The 20,581-nt window shown below is 66.0% G+C and carries 22 protein-coding genes; 14 read left to right on the top strand and 8 right to left on the bottom strand.

Annotation, left to right across the window (positions count from 1 at the left end; genetic code table 11):
- Positions 1-5: 5 nt before the first annotated feature.
- Positions 6-1,040, bottom strand: a complete 1,035-nt coding sequence (locus ASE49_RS10630) for a LacI family DNA-binding transcriptional regulator (protein ID WP_056771689.1) — start codon at positions 1,038-1,040, stop codon at positions 6-8.
- A gap of 52 nt (positions 1,041-1,092) precedes the next feature.
- Complete coding sequence (locus tag ASE49_RS10625) at positions 1,093-1,647, bottom strand: hypothetical protein (protein ID WP_056771686.1); 555 nt, start codon at positions 1,645-1,647, stop codon at positions 1,093-1,095.
- A gap of 49 nt (positions 1,648-1,696) precedes the next feature.
- Between ASE49_RS10625 and ASE49_RS10620 the strand changes: the two genes are divergently transcribed.
- From ASE49_RS10620 to ASE49_RS10590, 7 genes are all read left to right on the top strand, one after another.
- Entirely contained in the window at positions 1,697-2,485 is a 789-nt protein-coding gene (locus ASE49_RS10620; RefSeq protein ID WP_056771684.1) for a TlyA family RNA methyltransferase, read from the top strand.
- 80 nt (positions 2,486-2,565) lie between these two features.
- Positions 2,566-3,120, top strand: coding sequence for a TspO/MBR family protein (locus ASE49_RS10615; protein WP_056771681.1), 555 nt, complete (start codon positions 2,566-2,568; stop codon positions 3,118-3,120).
- 41 nt (positions 3,121-3,161) lie between these two features.
- Positions 3,162-3,413, top strand: coding sequence for an accessory factor UbiK family protein (locus ASE49_RS10610; RefSeq protein ID WP_056771678.1), 252 nt, complete (start codon positions 3,162-3,164; stop codon positions 3,411-3,413).
- A 63-nt stretch (positions 3,414-3,476) separates the two neighbouring features.
- Positions 3,477-3,764, top strand: a complete 288-nt coding sequence (locus ASE49_RS10605; RefSeq protein ID WP_056771673.1) for a hypothetical protein — start codon at positions 3,477-3,479, stop codon at positions 3,762-3,764.
- 27 nt (positions 3,765-3,791) lie between these two features.
- On the top strand, positions 3,792-4,397 hold the full coding sequence (gene recO, locus ASE49_RS10600) for a DNA repair protein RecO (RefSeq protein ID WP_056771670.1): 606 nt from the start codon (positions 3,792-3,794) through the stop codon (positions 4,395-4,397).
- An 11-nt stretch (positions 4,398-4,408) separates the two neighbouring features.
- Entirely contained in the window at positions 4,409-5,452 is a 1,044-nt protein-coding gene (leuB, locus tag ASE49_RS10595) for a 3-isopropylmalate dehydrogenase (protein ID WP_056771667.1), read from the top strand.
- 55 nt (positions 5,453-5,507) lie between these two features.
- Positions 5,508-6,701: a glycosyltransferase gene (locus ASE49_RS10590; RefSeq protein ID WP_056771663.1), complete on the top strand. Its 1,194-nt coding sequence runs from the start codon at positions 5,508-5,510 to the stop codon at positions 6,699-6,701.
- Positions 6,702-6,738: 37 nt separating this feature from the next.
- Here ASE49_RS10590 and ASE49_RS10585 read toward each other — a convergent pair whose 3' ends face one another.
- Complete coding sequence (locus ASE49_RS10585; protein WP_235522938.1) at positions 6,739-7,989, bottom strand: phospholipid carrier-dependent glycosyltransferase; 1,251 nt, start codon at positions 7,987-7,989, stop codon at positions 6,739-6,741.
- 131 nt (positions 7,990-8,120) lie between these two features.
- Between ASE49_RS10585 and ASE49_RS10580 the strand changes: the two genes are divergently transcribed.
- From ASE49_RS10580 to ASE49_RS10570, 3 genes are all read left to right on the top strand, one after another.
- A complete protein-coding gene (locus ASE49_RS10580; protein ID WP_056771656.1) occupies positions 8,121-9,329 on the top strand; it encodes a trans-sulfuration enzyme family protein in 1,209 nt (402 codons plus the stop codon).
- A gap of 77 nt (positions 9,330-9,406) precedes the next feature.
- Entirely contained in the window at positions 9,407-9,805 is a 399-nt protein-coding gene (apaG, locus tag ASE49_RS10575; protein WP_056771652.1) for a Co2+/Mg2+ efflux protein ApaG, read from the top strand.
- A 70-nt stretch (positions 9,806-9,875) separates the two neighbouring features.
- Positions 9,876-10,682, top strand: coding sequence for a LysR family transcriptional regulator (locus ASE49_RS10570; RefSeq protein ID WP_056771649.1), 807 nt, complete (start codon positions 9,876-9,878; stop codon positions 10,680-10,682).
- Positions 10,683-10,716: 34 nt separating this feature from the next.
- On the opposite strand, the gene rlmN is transcribed toward ASE49_RS10570, so the two are convergent.
- From rlmN to ASE49_RS10545, 5 genes are all read right to left on the bottom strand, one after another.
- Complete coding sequence (gene rlmN, locus ASE49_RS10565; protein WP_056771645.1) at positions 10,717-12,054, bottom strand: 23S rRNA (adenine(2503)-C(2))-methyltransferase RlmN; 1,338 nt, start codon at positions 12,052-12,054, stop codon at positions 10,717-10,719.
- Between the two features lie 61 nt (positions 12,055-12,115).
- Complete coding sequence (locus ASE49_RS10560; protein WP_056772369.1) at positions 12,116-12,580, bottom strand: hypothetical protein; 465 nt, start codon at positions 12,578-12,580, stop codon at positions 12,116-12,118.
- 32 nt (positions 12,581-12,612) lie between these two features.
- Entirely contained in the window at positions 12,613-13,419 is an 807-nt protein-coding gene (locus tag ASE49_RS10555; RefSeq protein ID WP_235522937.1) for a TSUP family transporter, read from the bottom strand.
- Positions 13,386-13,868, bottom strand: a complete 483-nt coding sequence (gene greB, locus ASE49_RS10550) for a transcription elongation factor GreB (protein WP_056771637.1) — start codon at positions 13,866-13,868, stop codon at positions 13,386-13,388. The genes ASE49_RS10555 and greB overlap by 34 nt, the downstream gene beginning before the upstream one ends.
- A gap of 72 nt (positions 13,869-13,940) precedes the next feature.
- Positions 13,941-15,989 (bottom strand): lytic transglycosylase domain-containing protein, encoded by a 2,049-nt coding sequence (locus ASE49_RS10545; protein WP_056771635.1) that lies wholly within the window; start codon positions 15,987-15,989, stop codon positions 13,941-13,943.
- Positions 15,990-16,091: 102 nt separating this feature from the next.
- Here ASE49_RS10545 and dapA point away from each other — a divergent pair, with 102 nt between their 5' ends.
- From dapA to ASE49_RS10525, 4 genes are all read left to right on the top strand, one after another.
- Positions 16,092-16,973: a 4-hydroxy-tetrahydrodipicolinate synthase gene (dapA, locus tag ASE49_RS10540; RefSeq protein WP_056771630.1), complete on the top strand. Its 882-nt coding sequence runs from the start codon at positions 16,092-16,094 to the stop codon at positions 16,971-16,973.
- A gap of 81 nt (positions 16,974-17,054) precedes the next feature.
- The gene (smpB, locus tag ASE49_RS10535; RefSeq protein ID WP_056771628.1) at positions 17,055-17,537 is read left to right on the top strand and encodes an SsrA-binding protein SmpB; all 483 of its coding nucleotides are present in this window, start codon (positions 17,055-17,057) and stop codon (positions 17,535-17,537) included.
- 7 nt (positions 17,538-17,544) lie between these two features.
- Complete coding sequence (locus ASE49_RS10530) at positions 17,545-18,135, top strand: DUF2062 domain-containing protein (RefSeq protein WP_082456401.1); 591 nt, start codon at positions 17,545-17,547, stop codon at positions 18,133-18,135.
- Entirely contained in the window at positions 18,132-20,564 is a 2,433-nt protein-coding gene (locus ASE49_RS10525) for a hybrid sensor histidine kinase/response regulator (RefSeq protein WP_056771623.1), read from the top strand. Before ASE49_RS10530 ends, ASE49_RS10525 begins: the two co-directional genes overlap by 4 nt.
- Positions 20,565-20,581: the final 17 nt, after the last annotated feature.

Below are 20,581 nucleotides of genomic sequence, written 5' to 3'. Positions count from 1 at the left end.
CCCTGTTAAGGGGGCGCCGGTCCGGTGGACCCGCCTTCCACGATCTCCAGCACCGGATGGAACGGCGGCACATCATCGCCCCCCTCGATCCGGGCGATCAACTGGCTGGCGGCTGCGCCGGCCATGTCGGCAAACGGCCGCAGCACCGATGTGAGCGCCGGGGTCAGCATGCGGGTGAGCGGGCTGCCGTCGAACCCTATCACGGAGAGCGCGGCGGGCACCGCGATGCCGCGTTCGGCGGCTGCTTTCAGCACGCCTGCGGCCATGATGTCGTTCGCGGCGAAGATGGCTGTGGGGTGCGGCGGCGAGGCCAGCAGCGCCTGCGCACCCTCCACGCCCGAGGCAAAGCCATAGTCGCCGCGGGCCTCCGCAATCGTTGCGTCTTCGCACCGGCGGGCTTCATCGCAGAACCCTTCGCGCCGTTCGCGCGCCGAGGCGACCGACAGCGGGCCGTTGACGATGCCGAGCCGGCGATGGCCCCGCACAATCAGGTAGCGGGCCACTTGTGCGCCTGCCTCCCGCTCGGGGCTCACCACAACGCCATCGAAGCCGGTCGTCGGGATCGACGAGAGCGCAACGGCTGGCACCTGCACGGTGGCGAGCGCATCGGCGAGGCCGGCAAGATCGGAGATCGGCGGCAGCACGATCAGCCCGTCCACCCGCGAGCGGTCCACGAAGGCCAGCACGTCGGCGATGGCGGCATCGCGTTCCAGTGGCGTGGGGTGAACGACCAGTTCGTACCCACGTGTTGACGTGAGCGCGACGATGCCGCGCTGAATGGAATCGAGTACCAGCGCATTGCGATCATTATGCACCAGCCCGATTAGGAAGGACCGGCCCATCGCCAGCGCCCGCGCCCGCGTGCTGGGCCGGAAATGCAGCGCGGCGATAGTCGTCTCGATGCGCGCGCGGGTATTGGCGTTCACCTTGGGCGAACGGTTTAGCACGCGCGATACGGTGCGGATCGAAACACCCGCTGCGGCGGCCACATCCTCAATGGTGGGTTCGCCATCGCGGGGCCGGGTTGGGCGGGTTTCCATTGCGTAGCTGTATGCGTTGCGGCCCGCAGATCAAGCCACGGCTTGCCGCCCCTCAGCGGCAATCCTCGATTACCCGCGATACTTCGGTCCAACTGGGCACGTAAAGCGTGGGCCGGCCAGCGGAGGCTATCGCGAAGCGCCCACGGCTGAACGCCATCGCGTCCAGCAGCGGATCGCGTGCGGGGATGGTGACCACAAGGCCCGATGGGCCGGTAAAGCCCGGCACCGAACGCACCGTGGCGGCCGTGGTCAGGGTGACTGCGACCTGTCCGTTTGCGGCTCCGCCCCCTGCCGTCAAAACGATGGCCTGCCTGCCCGCGTCACACTGCAAGGTCAGCAGGCCATTGCCGAACGAGGCGAACGGGCCGGGGCCGTACGTCCACGTGCCCGGCGTTATCGCCGCGTCGCGCCAGTCGTTGGAGAGCGGCGCCATCGCCGGCGGCTGGACAGGGCCAGGCCGTGGGGGAGGCGCGGCGGTGGTCTGTCGCGGCGGGGCAGGGGCCGGGCTTGGCGCGGGCACGCAACCGGCCAGGGTTGCCGCGAGCACGAGCAGAGGGAAAATGCCGGTAAGCGGCGAGCGGGCGCGATCGCGCGAATTTGCCTTCATGACCATGGTATGGAATGAGGCGCACCCTATCTCAACCCCGCAAGCGAGCATGACCGACCCTTTCCCGCCCCGTTCCGTCGAAAAGAAGCCCGCCAAGGTGCGCGTCGATCAGTTGCTGGTCGATCGCGGGCTGGTGGAAAGCCGCACCCGGGCGCAGGCGCTGGTGTTGGCCGGGCTGGTGTTTTCCGGCGAAACCAAGATCGCCAAGCCGGGGCAAAGCGTGCGCGGCGATGCCCCGCTCGACGTGCGCGGGCGCGATCATCCGTGGGTGTCGCGCGGCGGCATCAAGCTGGCCCATGCGATCGCACATTTCGGGCTGGACCCGACGGATGCGGTGGCGATGGACATCGGCAGTTCCACCGGCGGCTTTACCGACGTGTTGCTTACGGGCGGCGCGCGGCACGTCTACGCGGTCGATTCGGGCACCAACCAGCTGGCGTGGAAACTGCGCACCGATCCGCGTGTGACGGTGCTGGAACAGACCAGCGCGCGGGTGCTGACGCGCGATCAGATTGACGCCGCGTGCAACTGGGTGGTGTGCGATGCCAGCTTCATTGGCCTTGCCAAAGTGCTGGAGGTGCCGCTGCGGCTCGCCGCACCCGTTTGCCGCGTGGTGGCGCTGATCAAGCCGCAGTTCGAGGTCGGGCGCGGAGAAGTGGGCAAAGGCGGCGTCGTGCGCGATCCTGCATTGCATGAGCGGGTCTGTGGCGAGGTGAGTGACTGGCTGGAAGGCGCCGGATGGACCGTCCAGGGCATCGTGGAAAGCCCCATCACCGGGCCGGAAGGCAACGTAGAATTTCTCGTTTCGGCACATCGCGGCATGCAGGGCGCGTCCTAACGATTGCGCAGCGGGCCGAGGCGCTCCACAAACCGCGCCACGTAAAGGTAAATTCCTGATTCGGGAGCGTTGCGCCTACAATGAACCTGCTTGCCTCGCCGGGCCAGTTGCGAGCCAGTCTGTTACGCTGGCTGCTTGTTTGCGTTCCCCTCGTTCTGGTGCTGGGCTTTGCGTCCGGCATGGTCGCGCAAAGCGGGCCGGGCAATGTCTGGTTCGATGAACTGATCAAGCCGGCTGCGTATCCGCCGCCCGCCGCCTTCGGCATCGTGTGGACGATCCTGTACGTGATGCTCGGCGTTGCCCTGGCGCTGATCTTGTCGGCGCGCGGTGCTCGGGGGCGGGGCACCGCCGTCATCGCTTTCGTGGTACAGCTGGCGCTCAACCTTGCCTGGTCGCCGGTGTTTTTCGCGGCTCACCTGATGACCGTGGCGCTGATCCTGATCGCGGTGCTGCTGCTGGCCGCCACCGTCACGGCGATGCTCTTTGCCCGCATTCGCCCCGTCGCGGGCCTGCTGATGGTCCCGTATCTGCTCTGGCTCGCCTTCGCGATGTATCTCAACTTCGCCTTTCTGGAAGCCAACCCCGCCATGGACGGCGTGCAGCGTTCCGGCGCGGTGGAGCGCTTCGACATCTAAACCCTCTTGCGCGGCGAACGCGGGCGCTCCATCTACACGCCATGCAAAGCGAAAACCCCATCATCGCCGATTTCGTCAAGCTGATGAACAGCGCCGCCGGCACGCTTGCGGGCGTTGGCCGCGAAGCGCGAGACGGCGCGCGCGAACGGTTCAAGGAATTCTTCGGCGACATGGACTTCGTCAGCCGCGAGGAGTTCGAGGCTGTGAAGGAAATGGCCGCCACCGCGCGCGCTGAGAATGAAACTCTCAAGGCCCGCATTGCTGCGCTCGAAGCGAAGCAGACTAACCTCTGAGGACCAGTGGGAACGCCGGGTGCGCCGGCGCATTGAGCGTTGCAGCGCCAAAGAAAGCACGCAATGTTCACGCAGCTCAATCCCACTATTCCGCTCCATGTTATCGGCAAAGGTGATGGCTATGCCATCGGTATGATCGATTACGGGCAGGAACATAATCTCATCTGGGTCACCGCGCTCGACGGGTCGGGCGAAATCTGGTGTGCGCCCAACCATTCCGTCCGGTTGGGCCGCAACTGGACGATGGGGCGGGGCGAAAATCCGCTCATCACCAAGGACAAGCAGGACGAACACGATGCGGCTGACAATGCCGACGATCCTGCCGCGCCAACCTCCGAAATTTGCAACTGACGCCGTTGGGCTGCACACCGGCACGCGATGAACTTTCGCGCGCCCGCCATCGTCTGTGCCGCTTTTGCGCACGGTGAAACCGCCGTCATTGCCCGCCTGCTGACAGCGGATCACGGTTTGGTCGCCGCGTATGTCGCCGGAGGCAGGGGGCGCCAGCTTCGGCCAGTCCTTATTCCCGGCAATGCGGTGGACACGGACATCAGGGCCAGGTCCGATTTGCAACTGCCCTTCGCCCGCATCGAATTGACCCGCAGCCGGGCTCCGTGGCTCAGCGAGCCGCTGCCCGCCGCCGCCATTGCCTGGACGACGGCGCTGGCGGCATCCGTGCTTCCCGAACGACAAGCGTTCCCGGCGGTCTTCGCGGCGCTGTCTGCGTTGCTGGATGCGATCTGCGTAGCGCCGTCCGCGCGGGGCTGGGCGGTGGGCCTGCTGCGCTACGAGGTCCTGGTGCTACGCGACCTGGGGTACGGCGTGCCGGTTCGCCCGCTGCCGGGCGAGGACTGGGGCGCGGTTCTCGACACCTTCGATGCCATTGGGCGCGAATTGGCCCGCTACCCGCTTGCCGATCGCCGAAGAGACGTTATGGCGTCGCGCGTCCTGTTGCGAGAGCGGCTGGGGCGGATCGGCAGCTAGGGAACACACGTATGCGCATCGCGGTTTTTGCGGGAGACGGGATCGGCCCCGAAGTTACGGAGCAAGCGGTGCGGGTTCTCGACGCCCTGGAGATCGCGGGGCTTGAACTGATCGAAGGCGACGTGGGCGGCGCGGCGTATCGCAAGCACGGCCATCCGCTGCCTCCCGTCACGCTGGACATCGCCCGCTCCGTCGATGCGATCCTGTTTGGCGCGGTCGGCGATTTCACACTCGATCACCTGGAACGCGCGCTGCGGCCCGAGCAGGCGGTGCTGGGCCTGCGCAAGGAGCTGGGGCTGTTCGCCAACTTGCGCCCCGCCACAGTGTTCAAGGGCCTTGAGGACTTATCCACGCTGCGCCCGGAAGTATCGGGCAAGATCGACCTGCTGATCGTGCGCGAACTCAACGGCGATGTTTATTTCGGCGAAAAAGGCACCCGCACGCTCGCGGATGGACAGCGTCAGGGGTGGGACATGATGTCCTACGCCGAGGACGAAGTGCGCCGCATCGCCCATGTCGGGTTCAAGGCGGCGCAGGGCCGGTCCGGCAAGTTGTGCTCGGTGGACAAGGCCAACGTGCTGGAAACATCGCAGCTGTGGCGCGACGTGGTGATCGCGGTGTCCAAGGATTATCCCGATGTCGAATTGACTCACATGTATGTGGACAACGCCGCGATGCAGCTGGTGAAGAACCCCGGCGCGTTTGACGTGATCGTTACCGGCAACTTGTTTGGCGATATCCTGTCCGACCAGGCCAGCATGTGCGTGGGTTCGATCGGGCTGCTTGCCTCGGCCAGCCTGGCCGATGGTACGCTCGGGCTGTACGAGCCGATCCACGGGTCCGCGCCGGATATTGCCGGCAAGGGTATCGCCAATCCGATGGCGACGATCCTTTCGGCCGCCATGCTGCTGCGCCATTCCTTCGGGTTGGAAGCCCAGGCGGCGCGGATCGAGGCGGCAGTCGCTGCGGCGCTGGCCGATGGCGTCAAGGGCGGCGATCTGGGCGGTAGTGCCGGGACGAAGGAAATCGGTGACGCGGTGCTCGCCCGCCTTTAAGGTGGGGCATCGACGATAACCGTATCTTGATCTTTACGACGTAGAACCGGGGCGCATGAACATTAGCAGTTCCGACATGGGGCAAGAGGCGCAGGCATCATGGTCGGTCTTGCCGAAAGGCAGGCCGCTTGAGCTTGCGGTTGTCCTGCCCACGTACAACGAGCGCAAGAATATCGCGACGATGGTCGAGCGGCTGGACAAGGCGCTCGAAGGCATCGTGTGGGAAGCGATCTATGTTGACGACAACAGCCCAGACGGCACCGGTGACGAGGCGCGGCGGCTGTCGTTGCAGGACCCCCGCGTGCGGTGCATCCAGCGGATCGGCCGGCGCGGGCTTGCCAGCGCCGCGATCGAGGGCATGTGCGCCACGGCTGCGCCGGTCGTGGCGGTCATGGATGCCGATCACCAGCATGATCCCGCGCTCCTGCCGGGAATGCTGCAGGCGATCACCTCCGGAGCCTACGACCTGGCTTATGCCTCGCGCTTTGCCGAAGGGGCCAGCACCGAGGCGTGGGGCCGGCCAGACCGGGTAAAGGCGTCCGGCTTTGCCAACCGCATCGCCAACAAGGTCACCGGGGTGGAATTGTCCGACCCGATGAGCGGCTTTTTCATGCTGCGCACGCAGACCCTGCGGGCCGACGCACACCGCCTTTCCGGCGTGGGCTTCAAGATTCTCTTGGACATTCTGGCGACGGTGGATACCCCGCTGCGCGTCAAGGAATTTCCCCTGAACTTCGCCGCTCGTGCCGAGGGCGAAAGCAAGCTGGACCAGACCGTCGTGTTTGAATTTCTTGTAGGACTTTACGACAAGTGGCTGGGGCGGATCATCCCCACCCGCTTCGCGCTGTTCGGCACGGTGGGTGCGATGGGCGTGCTGGTGCAGTTGGCTGCCTTGTGGGTGATGCTCCATCTGGTGATTGGCGAGCGTTTCGTGATGGGCAACTGGTCTGAAAGCGCCACGTTCAACATCGCCAACACTCTGGCGGCGCTGGTGGCGATGACCTTCAATTTCGTGCTGAACAACGAGCTTACGTATTCCGACAAGCGCCTGCGCGGCTTCGGACCGGTGATGCGCGGCTGGGCGCAGTTTGCGGTCACCTGCTCGCTGGGTCTTTTGACCAACGTGGGCTCGGCTGCCGTGCTGAAAACCATCGGCGTGCACAGCGCCATCGCCGTGGTCACCGGCATCGTGCTGGGTTCGGTGTGGAATTTCGCGCTGTCGTCGAAGTTCGTATGGGGCAAGTACTGATGCGGGCTGCCGGCATCGCGTCCCGCCACGGCCGGTTTCACCGCCAGCTGGGCAGCCACATCCAGAAGTTGTAGGCGTTCTTGAACGGCAGCGGCCACCCGGAAATGATCGGGTAGAACAGTACGAACATCGCGACCGATGCGATCATCACACCGCGTGCCACCAGCCGCCAGCGATCGCGCCGGTCCCACAGCGCGTCGACTAGCATCGCCAGCACCGCCATCAGGAATGCGCCGGGCAGCAGGTAGTGGTAGAAGAACTGCACCGGCTTGCCGTTGACGATCCACATGCCAAGGCAGGTGACGTACAATACGGCGAAGAACAGCGCGTCCCACCGTTTGCGCACAGGGATGGCCCACACGCTCCACCCCAGCGCGAACAGGCCCGCGATCATCGCCACCGGATTGCCGATGAGGATCACGCCGCGCTGGGCGCCATCCACATTGTCGAACAGGTACCAGATGCCCCGCCAGTCCAGCGCCCACTGGTACCAAACCGTCTTGTACGGGTGGAACTTTTTGACGCTGTCCTGCAGGTGGACCATCAGTTCGTGCTGCCCGATGAAGTCCAGCGGGGATAGCGTTCGGGTGGCGTAGAACATGGCCGGCAGATACGTGGCCCAGTAGACCGCGATCGGAAACACGCCCAGCCACAGCGCCGCTTCGACCAGGCTGATGCCCTTGATCGGCCCGGCCCCGCGCCGTCCGATGAAAACCGCGCCGGTTTCACGCACACGCAGGATCAGGAACACCAGCCCCGGCATGACGAGGGCCGGCGCGCAGCTCCACTTTGCGCCCAGCGCCAGCCCCATCGCCAGGCCGCTGGCAACAAGATGCAGTCGCGCGAAGCCCGTACGCCGGGCATGCAGGGCGGCGAAGAACTGCCACAGCCCGGTCATGCACATCCCGGCCTCGACCATGTCCAGCATGGCAATGCGGCTTTGCACGAACCACATGAAGTTGGTGGCCAGCAATACCGTGGCGAAGATTGCCACGCGGCGGCGCTGGGTCACGTGCCAGACCAGGCGCGAGAACGCGAACAGGCCAAGGCCGCCGAACAGCGCCGGACCCAGCCGCCAGCCCAGAGGACGGTCTCCCAGCAGGCGGATGAAGGCGGCGATCACTTCCTTGCCGAACAGCGGATGTTCGCGGTTGGCCGGGATCAGTTGCAGCAGCTTGAGCGCTGCGGGCACGTAATGCACTTCATCAAAGTAGTAGCGGGTGGGCAGGGTGAGCCGCCACAGCACCAGCGCCTCGAACGCCAGCGCCAGAACGATGGACCATCCCAAAGGATCGCGATTGTGTCTGGCAAGCGGGCGCATCGGAGCGGCGGGATAGGGGCGTTCGCGCCTTTGGGCAAGCGGGGAACCGCACGGGCGGCGCTTGCGCTTGGGGATGCGCGCTTATAGAGGCTGTGGCCATGAAACGCACCACCGGACAGGACCGCACCCAGACCCGCAACTGGCGCCCCGCCACCCGCGCGATCCGCGGCGGCACCTGGCGTTCGGAGATGGGTGAAACCAGCGAGGCGCTGTTCCTCACCTCCGGCTATTCTTACGACGATGCCGCCACCGTTGCCGCGCGCTTTGCGGGCGAGGACGACGGGATGACGTATTCGCGTCTGCAGAACCCCACGGTGGCGATGCTGGAGGAACGCATCGCCCTGCTCGAAGGGGCGGACGCGTGCCGTACGCAGGCCTCCGGCATGGCGGCGATGACCGCGGCGCTGCTGTGCCAGCTGTCCGCCGGCGATCATCTGGTTACCGCGCGTGCCGCCTTCGGATCGTGCCGCTGGTTGGGCGATCACCTATTGCCCCGCTTTGGGGTGGAGGTAAGTGTAGTGGACGCCGGCAACCTTGCTGAATGGGAAGCGGCGATCCGCCCGAACACCAAGGTGTTCTTCTTTGAAACGCCCGCGAACCCGACGATGGACATCGCCGACCTTGCCGCCATCGCGCAGTTGGCCAAGGCCCACGGCATCACCACCGTGGTAGACAATGCGTTCTGTTCGCCCGCGCTGCAGCGCCCGATGGAATTCGGCATCGACGTGGTGGCCTATTCCGCCACCAAGCTGATGGACGGGCAGGGCCGGGTTCTGGCCGGCGCTGTCTGCGGGTCTGAAGCGTTCATCAAAGACGTGCTGCTGCCGTTCCAGCGCAACACCGGCCCCAACCTGTCGCCGTTCAACGCGTGGGTCGTGCTCAAGGGGCTGGAGACCCTGGACTTGCGCGCCCGCAAGCAGAGCCAGAACGCGCTGGCACTGGGCAATTTCATCGAAGGCCGGGTGCCGCGCATGCTGCACCCCTGGCTCGACAGTCATCCCCAGCAGGCGCTGGCGATGAAACAGATGGATGCGTGCGGGCCGATCTTCAGCTTCGTGCTGGATGGCGGGCGGGCGCAGGCCCATGCTCTGCTCGACGCGCTGCAACTGGTCGATATTTCCAACAACATTGGCGATTCGCGATCACTGATGTGCCATCCCGCTTCGTCCACGCACCACAACATGGGTGCCGAAGCGCGCGAGGCGATGGGCATTGGCGAGGGGATGCTGCGGTTGAACGTCGGTCTGGAAGACATCGACGATCTGATCGAGGACATCGACCAGGCCCTTTCAAAAGCGGGCTTGTGACCGTTCATCACTTGGCCATCGCGGTGCGTGCAACATGGTTGTCGCCGGCTTGAATCGTCGTTAGGTTGGGTAGTGTCATGAAGGAACTGTTCCAGCATACCGCCATAACCGATGGCCTTACGGTCCGCGTGGCCGTGAACTTTCTGCCTGAGCAATCGCGGATCGAGGCGGGCAAGTGGTTCTGGGTGTATCACATCCGGATCGAGAACGGGACCGAGCGCACCTTGCAACTCATGACGCGGCACTGGCGCATCACCGATGCCACCGGCCGTGTCGATGTGATCGAGGGTGAAGGCGTGGTGGGCGAACAACCGGTGCTGAAGCCCGGCCAGAGCCATGACTATGTGTCGGGTTGCCCGTTGTCGACGGCGCAAGGCTCGATGGAAGGGCATTACATCTTCCGGGACGAAGGCGAACGCGCCTTCCAGGCCGATATTCCGTTTTTCCCCTTGGCCGCTCCGGCAACTGCTGGCTGAACGCGCGGGCGCTTACTTGCGCGCCCCCGTTGATATTGCCCTGCGCCGTTCACACGCTTAGGAACGCGCCATGAAGCGCACCCATCTGCCCCTTAACGCCTTGCGCGTGTTCGACGCTGCGGCGCGCCACCTTTCGTTTACCCGCGCGGCGGATGAACTGGCGGTAACACCGGCCGCCGTGGGCCAGCAGATCCGAGCGCTGGAGGACCTGCTGGGTGTCGTGCTGTTTCGCCGCACCAGCAAGGGCCTGGAACTGACCGAGGAGGCCGGATCGGGCCTCGCCGCGCTGCGCACCGGGTTCCTCCATTTCGAGGATGCGGTGCAGGCGATGCAGGCGGGCCAATCCAGCCACGTTTACACGATCGCCGCCCCGCGCGAATTTTTCGCCGCCTGGCTGGCGCCGCGTCTTGCCGCGTTCCGGGCCGCGAACCCGCAAGTTCAGTACGTGCTGGTGGACGGAGAGATGACCGACTTCACCGAAGCCAACCTCGACCTTGCCGTACGCTGGACGGACGGGCCGGGCGATCTGGAAGGCATCGCGCTGGGCGCAGCTGAGTGGGTGGAAGTGGGCAGCGGGGACTGGATCGGCTGGCCAGGCGATCCTTATCCCGACAATGCCGCCGGTGCGGAAGAAAGCGCCAAGCCCGCGATCATGGTGAGCGATGCCGGGCAGGCGATGGCCGCCGCGCTGGCGGGCATCGGGCGCGCGCATATCCCGGCGTTGCTGCTGGCAGGCGCAGCGACCAAAGGTATGGTGACTGGCGATCCCGAACCGTCACGCCGGGGTTACTGGCTGGTCGCGCCGCTGCCCCAATGGCGGCAGAAGAAGGTCCGGGAACTGGTTGCGGCTCTGACCGGCCACGGCGCCACAGGCTGAACGTCGGGCCATTGCTGCCGCACGTTTCGCCCCCTTAGCCCAGCGCGGCTTCCTTTTCCGCCAGCAGCCTGTCGATCTCGGCGCGGCTTTTCTTTTCCGCCGCCGTCTTCAACTGCCCGCAGGCTGCATCGATGTCGCGCCCGCGCGGGGTGCGCACCGGCGCGGAGATGCCGCCTTCGAATATGATGTTGGAAAAGGTTCTGATTCGCTCGGGCGACGAACATTCGTACGGCGCGCCGGGCCACGGGTTGAACGGGATCAGGTTGACCTTGGCGGGCAGATCGTACTTGCGCAGCAGCCGGACCAGCTCGCGCGCATCGGCGTCGCTGTCGTTCTTGTCCTTGAGCATCACGTATTCAAAGGTGATGCGCCGTGCGTTGCTGGCGCCGGGGTAATCGGCACACGCCTGCAGCAGGTCTTCGATCCCGTACTTCTTGTTCACCGGCACGATCTCGTCGCGCACGTCCTTGGTCACCGCGTGCAGAGAGACGGCCAGGTTCACGCCGATCTCCTCGCCGCACCGCGCCATCTGCGGAATCACGCCGGAGGTGGACAAGGTGATGCGTCGCTTGGACAGCGCCAGTCCGTCGCCGTCCATCACCAGTTTCAGCGCATCGCGCACGTTGTCGAAGTTATACAGCGGCTCGCCCATGCCCATCATCACGATATTGGTCAGCAGGCGCCCGTCCGGCGTATAATCGCCTCCATTTGCGTCATCGTCATCCTCATCGAGGTCAGCAGCGGCGGCGAGGCGGCGGCTGTCCTCGGCGGTCTTGGGCCACTCGCCCAGCGCGTCGCGCGCCAGCATCACCTGGCCCACGATTTCGCCCACGGTAAGGTTGCGCACCAGTCGCATCGTGCCGGTGTGACAGAACCGGCAATTGAGCGTGCAGCCCACCTGCGAGGACACACACAAGGTCCCGCGATCGGCGTCGGGGATGAACACCATCTCGAAATCGTGGGCGTCGGCGGTGCGCAGCAGCCACTTGCGCGTGCCGTCGCTGGAATGCTGCGCCTCCACGATTTCAGGCCGGCCCACCACATAGCGCTGCGCCAGCCACGGGCGCATCGTCTTGGCGATGTCGGTCATCGCGTCGAAGCCGATCACGCCGCGATGATACAGCCAATGGTAAACCTGCTTGGCGCGCAGCTTCGCGGCCTTGGCATCCAGCCCGGCGGTTTCGAACAGTTCGGCGATGCGCTTTTTGGGTAGCCCGAGCAGGTCGATGCGGCCATCCTCGCGCGGGGTGACGCCTTCGACGAGGGAAGGGCGTGGCACCGTCAGCGGGTCGATATGGCCGGGGATCGGCATGAGGCCGGCAGCGGTGGAAACCGCGTCCGCCCCGTCGAGCGTGATGTTCGTGTCTGACATGATCGGGTCCGATATACGGCATCGCGGCCCAAAACGGAAGATGCCCGCGTGTGGCAGTTTTTCAGCGCGGTCGCGCGCAGCCGATCAATGCGGCATCCATGGCGGACGCCGCACCGGCAAGTGTCCAGGTGCTGAAGAACGGACGGCGGCGGGTATCGCGTGCGTAGACCGTCATCGCTGGGGCAGAGCGCATGGCGGCGGTGATCGCGGCGTTGTCGCGCTCGTCCTTGGGCCAGGCATCGCCGCCGCCGCCGGTCAGCACGATCCGCTGGCTGCCGATGCGCAAGGTGATCGGCGTGCCCGGCGCGACAGCGCGGGACAGGCGGAAATGGACCTGACCGCGCGCGCCGCGCCGAGGCCAGATGCCGATGGCCGCGAACGGCTGATACTCGCGCCGCATCGCGTTCGGATCGGCCATGGCGATGGCATAGCAGCGCGGCACCAGCGGATCGCGAAACGCGCCCCACGTGCCATACAGGCCCAGGCTTTCACGGGCGTGGGCGGGCGGGGCCAGCATCGCTCCCATAGCGGCGGCGATCAGGAACCGCGGCCGGCTTTTCACAGCCAGTGCCACAGCGGATTCTTGGGATCGGACAGCAGCTTCACGGTCAGCGCGAAGGACACGATCACCAGCAGCGGCCTTACGCCTTTGCCGCCGTGGCGGATGGCGAGCCGCGCGCCGACCTGGTTGCCCGCGACATTGGCCACCGCCATTCCGGCGCCCAGCACCCACAGCATGTGGCCGCCCACGATCAGTGCGATCAGCGCGGACAGGTTGGTGGCAAAGTTCAGGAACTTGGTGGCCGCGATCGCGCGCACCAGTCCGAAGCCGCCCAGCGCCACCAGCGCGGTGGTGAAGAACGATCCTGTGCCCGGCCCGAAAAATCCGTCGTAGAACCCGATGCCGATTGCCAGCAGCGTCAGCCCGATGCGGTCCAGCCGGGCGTGGCGGTCGATATCGCTCATCGGCGGGGCGAGCAGGTAATACAGGCCCATCGCGATCAGCAGCACCGGCACGAAGGCGGCCAAGAACGAGGAATCGACGAACTGCACCACAGTGCCCCCGGCCAGCGACCCCAGAAACGCCCCGAGAGCGGGCAAGGCCAAGGCTTTCAGGTCGATCTTGCCGGCGCGCAGGAACGTGACGAACGCCGACCCAGTGCCGCACGCGCTTTGCAGCTTGTTCGTCGCCAATGCGGAGACCGGCGGAACGCCACAGGCGAGCAGCGCCGGGATCGTCAGCAATCCGCCGCCGCCGGCCATCGCATCGATACCGCCGGCCATGAACGCCACGGCCAGCAGGAACGCGAACGCATCGAGCGAGACTTCGATCATGACGGGTAGGTAACCGACACGACTTCCCATTCCTTTTCGCCCGAGGGCAGGCGAACCGCGCGCAGATCTCCCACGCCAGCGCCCCTGAGCGCCCGCGCGATCGGCGCACTCCATCCGATGCGGCCCGCCGAGGCGTCCTGCTCGTCATCGCCGACGATGGTGACATAGATGCGCGCATCGTTCTCGTCGACAAGTTCGACCTGGGCGCCGAAGAACACCTTGTCGCGCTCGCCTTGCGCAGACGGATCGACAACGCGCAGCGCCTTCATGCGGCGGGCGAGGTAGGACAATTCCCGGTCGATCTCGCGCATGCGCTTGCGGCCATACAGATAATCGCCGTTTTCCGACCGGTCGCCGTTGCCTGCCGCCCACGATACGATCTCGACGATGGCGGGCCGTTCGGTGCCCAGCAGGTGATCGTAGCGCGCTCGCAGGGCGGCCATGCCAGCGGGAGTGATCGGTGGGCCGGGTGGGTTCATCGCCCAGCCTTTACAGACGCGCTGCCGGTTGGGCCAGATGGCGGGCGGTTTTTCCCCGCCACCGTCAGCCGATCACCCTGGCGCGCGCTTGCCCGGCATGAGGCGGCTGAGCTTGTTGGACCCGGTGTAGTCCGACTTGTCCGGGTACATCGATTCGTAGACGACCGCGTTTTCCATGACGCGCTGGACGTAGTTCTTGGTCTCGTAAAAGGGGATCTGTTCCATCCAGTCGATCCAGTCCACGGTGCCAAGGCGCGGGTCGCCGTTGGCGCGCAGCCATTTGTTCACATTGCCGGCGCCTGCATTGTAAGCCGCGATTGCCAGCGGCAGGGCGCCCCCGAAATAGTCCTTCACGCGCTGGAAATAGGCATCGCCCAGCATCAGGTTGTAGGCGGGATCGGACAGCAGCCGGCTTTCGTCATAGGCAAGGCCAAGCTTTCCGGCCTGTTCGCGCGCGGTGGCGGGCATCAGCTGCATCAGGCCACGCGCGCCGGCGGAGCTGATCGCGTTCTGCGCGAACTGGCTTTCCTGCCGGGCCAGCGCATGGACCATTTTCCAGTCCGTGCCCGGCGGGGCGGGGACCAGCGGGAAGGCGATCCTGCCGAACTGGTCGAACCCGCCGGCATGCGCGCTTTGCCCCATGATGACGGCAAGGTCGCGCCGTCCGATCTGGCGCGCCAGATCGGCCACCAAAACATAGTCTTGCACGGTCTGCGCCTGATCGGAAATCTCGCGGTAGAACTGCACCCCGGTGCGCCAGTCCGCATCGCGGGCCACATCGCGCACGGCGCGGGTGATCGGCAGGCTGGCGAACGAGGTGCGCTCGGCCTCGCTGGGTACGGCCAGCGGGCGGGTGTCGAGGTTGGGGATCGGGCGGCCCAGCCGTTCGAGCGAAAGCTGGCCGTAGAAATACTGCGGATACTGCGCGGCCATCTCGAAATAGCGGTTGGCGCCGGCCATGTCGCCACCGATCACCGAGGCGCGGCCCGCCCAGTAAAAGCCCTTGGAGCGGGTGCCCGGCGTTTGCGCCGCCGCCCCGTAGCGATAGAACAGCGGCGCGGCGCGGCGCGCGTCTCCCATCGACCACAGCGCCTTGGTGCCGCCCAGCCATACCAGCGTGGTGTAATCATCGCGCAGGCGGAAGGACTGGCGGCTGACGTCGGTACCCGGCGCGAAGGCATCGTCGATCGAACTGGCGATGCGCACCGCGTTGGCGGCGTCTGCGCCCTTGGCCGCGTTAAGCAGTTCGCGCACCCACAACTCGGGCTGCAGGACCGGTCGCGACAGCGGCGGCCGGTTGGCGAGCAGCGCGATTTCGCCGGACAGGTTACCGGAGCGACGGGCCTGCACCGCGCGGTTGTAAACGTAGCCGGGGTCGGACGACACCTGCGGCGGCAGGACCAGCCCCATGCTACCCGGCTGCATGCCTTGGAGCAGGGACAGGCGCTCCATGAATTCCGGGCGGCGGGCGGCGGACACGAACGACACCTCGCGCTCGGCCTGCGCCGCTTGGCCCTGCCACAACAGCGCGTCCATGCGGGCATCGTGGTCTGCCGACGTGAAGCGACCAGCATACAGCGAAAGCAGCGCGGCTTCGTCCTGCGGGGTCAGGCTGCCCATGCGCCATGCGGTGACGGCGGTGCTGGTCGCCTCAGCGCGGCGCAGGGTGGACAGCGCCACCGCATAGCGCCCGGTCGCCTCGCTGGAGATCGGCGCGAACCGGTCGAAATACGCAACGATCGTGTTCGCGTCGGGCGATTCGGTGAACAGCGCCTTTTCGGCATAGCCCCGGATCTTGTCCTGCAGCGGATAGCCCGGGAAGGTCAGCAGGAACGAGGTGTAGGCCGCAAAGCCCATCCGATCGTTCGAGGACAGCATCTTCCAGCGGTCTATTGACTGGTGGACCGACATGTCGTGCGTCTGCATCAACTGCGCGCGCGCCGTATCCCATTCACGCCCGTCCGAATTGGCCGAAGGCACTGAGGCGGGCGGGTAGGCGGAGGGGTACGTCGCGGGATATTGGGCCGGATATTGCGGGGCATACTGGGCAAAAGCAGGCGGCGCGATAAGGGCGAACGAAATGCTCAGCAGAAGGTGAGAGGTGCGCAACATGCTGGACATTTTGGAAGGAGGCTCCTTATCAGGCGCTGAACGTGACGTTCGGGAGACGGGGGCGATCCCCCCGGCAGGACGATCATTGACCATCGTTACGAGGTAAAGTCCATGTTCTCCGGCTCGATTCCCGCGCTTGTTACCCCGTTCCGCGACGGGGCGTTCGACGAGCAGGCCTTCCGGCGGCTGGTGGACTGGCAGATCGAATCGGGTTCCTCGGCGCTGGTCCCGTGCGGCACCACGGGGGAAAACTCGACCCTTTCGAACGCGGAACATCACCGCGTGATCGAAGTCTGCATCGAACAAGCGGCGGGCCGGGTGCCGATCATCGCCGGGTGCGGCAGCAACGATACGATGAACGCGCTGCTGCACATGAATTTTTCCAAGAAGTGCGGCGCGGCCGCTGCGCTGCTGGTCGCCCCGTATTATAACCGGCCCAGCCAGGACGGCCTGCTTGCCCACTTCGGGTATCTGGCCGAACACAGCGACTTGCCGATCGTGCTGTACAACGTGCCGGGTCGCACCGTCACCGACCTGCTGCCCGAAACCGTGTGCGAGCTGGCGCGCCGGTATCCGGGGCGTTTCATCGCGATCAAGGACGCCAGCGGCGATCTCAGCCGCGTCACCGACCACCGCATGGGCATCGGCAAGGATTTCGTGCAATTGTGCGGCGACGATGAACTGGCGCTGCCGTTCAACGCCGCGGGCGGCGTGGGCTGCATTTCGGTCACCGCCAATGTCGCGCCGGCGCTGTGCGCACAGTTCCAGGCCGCTTGCGCCGCCAACGATCTGGAAAAGGCGCGCGAGCTGAACGACCGGCTCTATCCCCTGCACTACGCCATGTTCGAGGACAGCTCGCCGGGCCCGTGCAAGTATGCGCTGGCCCAGGTGAACGACTGGATCGCCAATGAACTGCGCCTGCCGCTGGTCCCGTGCGGCGAAAAGGCGCGCGCGGCGGTGGACGCTGCGCTGGTTCACGCCGGGCTGGTCTGACGGCGGGGCAGCAACCGATCGCGGCAAAGCGGAGCAAACGGGCGTTCCCTTTTGCCTGCGGCATGACTACATGGCTCTACCATGGCACGCCCGCAAAATTCCCTGTTCGACAAGTTCAAGACCGTCGCGGAAAACCGCAAGGCGCGGTTCGACTATTTCATCGAGGACAAGTTCGAGTGCGGCATCGCGCTGACCGGCACCGAAGTGAAATCGCTGCGGTTCGGCGAAGGCTCGATTGTGGAATCCTTTGCCGAGATTCGCGGCGGCGAATGCTGGCTGGTCAACGCCAACGTGCCCGAGTTCAGCCACGGCAATCGCTTCAATCACGTGCCCAAGCGGCCCCGCAAGCTGCTGCTGCACGAACGCGAGATCGCCCGCCTGCAGGGCGCCGTGGAGCGTAAGGGCATGACGCTCGTGCCGCTGTCGATCTACTTCAACTCGCGCGGACGCGCCAAAGTGGAACTGGCTTTGGCCAAAGGCAAGAACGCGGCGGACAAGCGCAACACCATCAAGGACCGTGAGTGGAAGCGGGACCAGGCCCGCATCATGCGCGACCACGGGTGATCCTCGTATGAGCGCGCTGCTGCATCGCCTGTCCCGCTGGCTGCACCGGCAGATGCCGACGCACGCGCAGCTTGAGGCCAATCGCTTCACCGCCCCGTTCGCACGGCGGCCGGAATTGTTCCGCTTCACCCGCCGCTCGGTGCCGCGCGGTGTGGCGGTGGGGTTGCTGGTGGGCATCTTCGCGCTGATCCCCGGCATCCAGATTGTGGGCGCGGCGCTGATGTGCGTGCCGTGCCGCGGCAACATCCCGATCGCGGCGGCGATGACTTTCCTGTCCAACCCGGCGACCACGCCGTTCATCCTGATCGCTTCGCTGTGGGTGGGCAACCTGCTGGGCTACCACGCGGACCTGGCGACCGTGAACATGCTCTATCAAGGCGGCGCGGGTATCGGCGAATGGAGTGCCTGGCTGCTGTCGGACGCCGCGCCGGCCTTGCTGGTAGGACTGTTCGTGATCTCCGTTGTCTGCGCCGCGCTGGGCTACCTGCTCTCCGCCTGGTTTTGGCGCTGGTGGATCGGGCACAAGCACCGCGCTCGTAAACTGCGGCCCATCCGCTTGCGGGCCGAGCCGCAACCCGAACCGGAATCCGCTGCATGAACGCACGCGCCGGTCTGGCTGGTACCGCACCGAAGGGGTCGAAAGAACTGCTGGCCGTCATCGGCGCGCTGGTGCTCAGCGTCCTGCTGGTATGGCTGGTTTCTGGCGATCTGCTGCTGATGGCAGTGTTTCTTGCGGCGATCGCGGTCTTTGGCACGATGGCATGGGCGCTCGCCCGGCGCCGCGCTCCTGCCGGCGAGGTGGAATTCGCCCAACCGGACTGGTCGGTTACGGTTGCCGGGATCGAGCGGCCTGACATGGCGATCGCCATCACCGACCGTGCCGGACGGCTGACATGCGCCAACGCCCGGTTCGAAAGCTGGTTCGGCGCATCCGCCGCACCGCCGCGCCTTTCGGTTACGCAGCCGTCCTCCGAACGCTTGGCCGAAGCCACTCGCCGCGCCTGGCGCGATGGCCACAGTACTGCCGAGATGACCAACGAGGACGGCGCGCATTGGCGTGCCGACGTGCGCCGCGTGGGCCGGGGCGACGATTTCCTGATCTGGCGGATCACCAGCATCGGTGCGAGCGATCCCGTCGGCGAGGTCGTCGCCGCGCTTGACGGCAAGCTGGGACGCGGTCTCGCCAAGGGTGGCATTGCGGCCGCCGTGGTTGATCCTGACGGCACCATCCGCGCCGCCAGCTCCGGCTTTGCCGCCCGCGCTACCGGCAACGCCCACTCCGATCTCACCGGCGTCGATTTCATCGGTCTGCTCAACCAGGAAGAAGGCGAACGGATCGGCTGGGCGCGCGAAGCCGGGCGCGGCGGCCCCTTGGTGCTGTATCACGTGCCGGTGGCGGACCCCGATTCGGTTGAGGATCCGGACCCGGCGATCACCCCCTCGCTGATGCTGGTGGTGGAGGCCGCGCAGGGCATCGGCTCGGGCGGCGGCGGTGTCGGCTCCGCGCCGCATCTGGAGGCGCTGCTCAGCCAGTTGCCGCTGGGCCTGGCGATGGCGGACCGCGACGGGCGACTGCTGTTTGCCAACCCCGCTTTCATGCGCGCGGCCGGCCACGAAGGCCACGAACCGCCGACGTATCCCACCGACCTGGTGGTAAAGGAGGACAAGCGCGCCTTGTCCGAGGCGATCCGCCGCTTTGCGCAAGGGCCTGCCGCCGCCGGCGATCTTGCCATCCGCCTTGCCAGCCAGTCCGATAATCCGGTGTCGCTCAGCCTTGCCGGCGTGCGCGGCCTTGGCGATGCCGCGGTGCTGCTGGGGCTGACCGACACGTCGGAGGAACTGCGGCTCAAGCGGCAGGTGGCGCAGGCCACCAAGATGCAGGCGGTCGGCCAGTTGGCGGGCGGCGTCGCGCATGATTTCAATAACGTGCTTACCGCGATTCTGGGCACCTGCGATCTGATGCTGATGCGCCATACCCCCGGCGATTCGGACTATGACGATATTCAGCAGATCCGCGCCAACTCCAACCGCGCCGCATCGCTTACCCGCCAGCTGCTCGCCTTTTCCCGCCAGCAAACCTTGCGCCCCGAAGTGATTCAGTTACCCGATGTGGTGGCGGATGTGTCGCAGATGCTGCGCCGCCTGATCGGCGAAAAGATCCAGCTCGTCGTCACCCATGACCGTGATCTTGGCCCCGTGCGCGCCGATCCCACCCAGCTGGAGCAGGTGATCGTCAACCTGGCGGTGAACGCGCGCGATGCGATGCAATCGCGCGGGGACGGCGCCGGGCGGCTGGTTCTCGCTACCCGCAAGGTCACCACCACGGACGTTCGGGCGATGCGTTCCGAGATCATCCCCGCCGGCGAATATACCGCACTCATCGTCGAGGACAGCGGCGGGGGCATCTCGCCCGAAGTGCTGGGCAAGATTTTCGAGCCGTTCTTCACCACCAAGGAGCAGGGCAAGGGCACCGGGTTGGGGCTTTCGACCGTTTACGGAATCGTTAAGCAGTCCGGCGGCTTCATTTTCGCCGAAAGCGAAGTGGGGCGCGGCGCGCGCTTCACGGTCTACCTCCCGGTTCATCACGTGGCGCCCGGCAGCGCGGCGGACCGCCCGGCCATCGCGCTCGAACCACCCCCCACGCAATGGGCCGGCGGCGGGTCCATCCTGCTGGTTGAGGATGAGGATCCAGTCCGCATCGTTGCCGAGCGCGCACTCACCCGGCAAGGCTATCAGGTAACCTGCGCGCGCGATGGCGAGGAAGGGCTGGAGCTAGTGCAGGAAGGCGGGCGCTTCGATCTCGTGGTGTCCGACGTGGTGATGCCTACTTTGGATGGTCCGGCCATGGCGCGCGAGATTCGCCGCTTCGCACCGGACCTGCCGGTCCTGTTCATGTCGGGCTACGCGGAGGAGCAATTGCGCAAGCAGATCGGCATCCCCAACGCCTGGTTCATGCCCAAACCGTTCTCCGTGCAGCAGCTGTCGGAAAAAGTCGGGGAAGTTCTGGCGCGCACGGCACGCGATTAAAAAACAGAAATCTGCTG

This window comes from Novosphingobium sp. Leaf2 (assembly GCF_001421325.1).
Classification (GTDB): domain Bacteria; phylum Pseudomonadota; class Alphaproteobacteria; order Sphingomonadales; family Sphingomonadaceae; genus Novosphingobium.
This window is presented reverse-complemented; position numbering and strand designations above follow the sequence as displayed.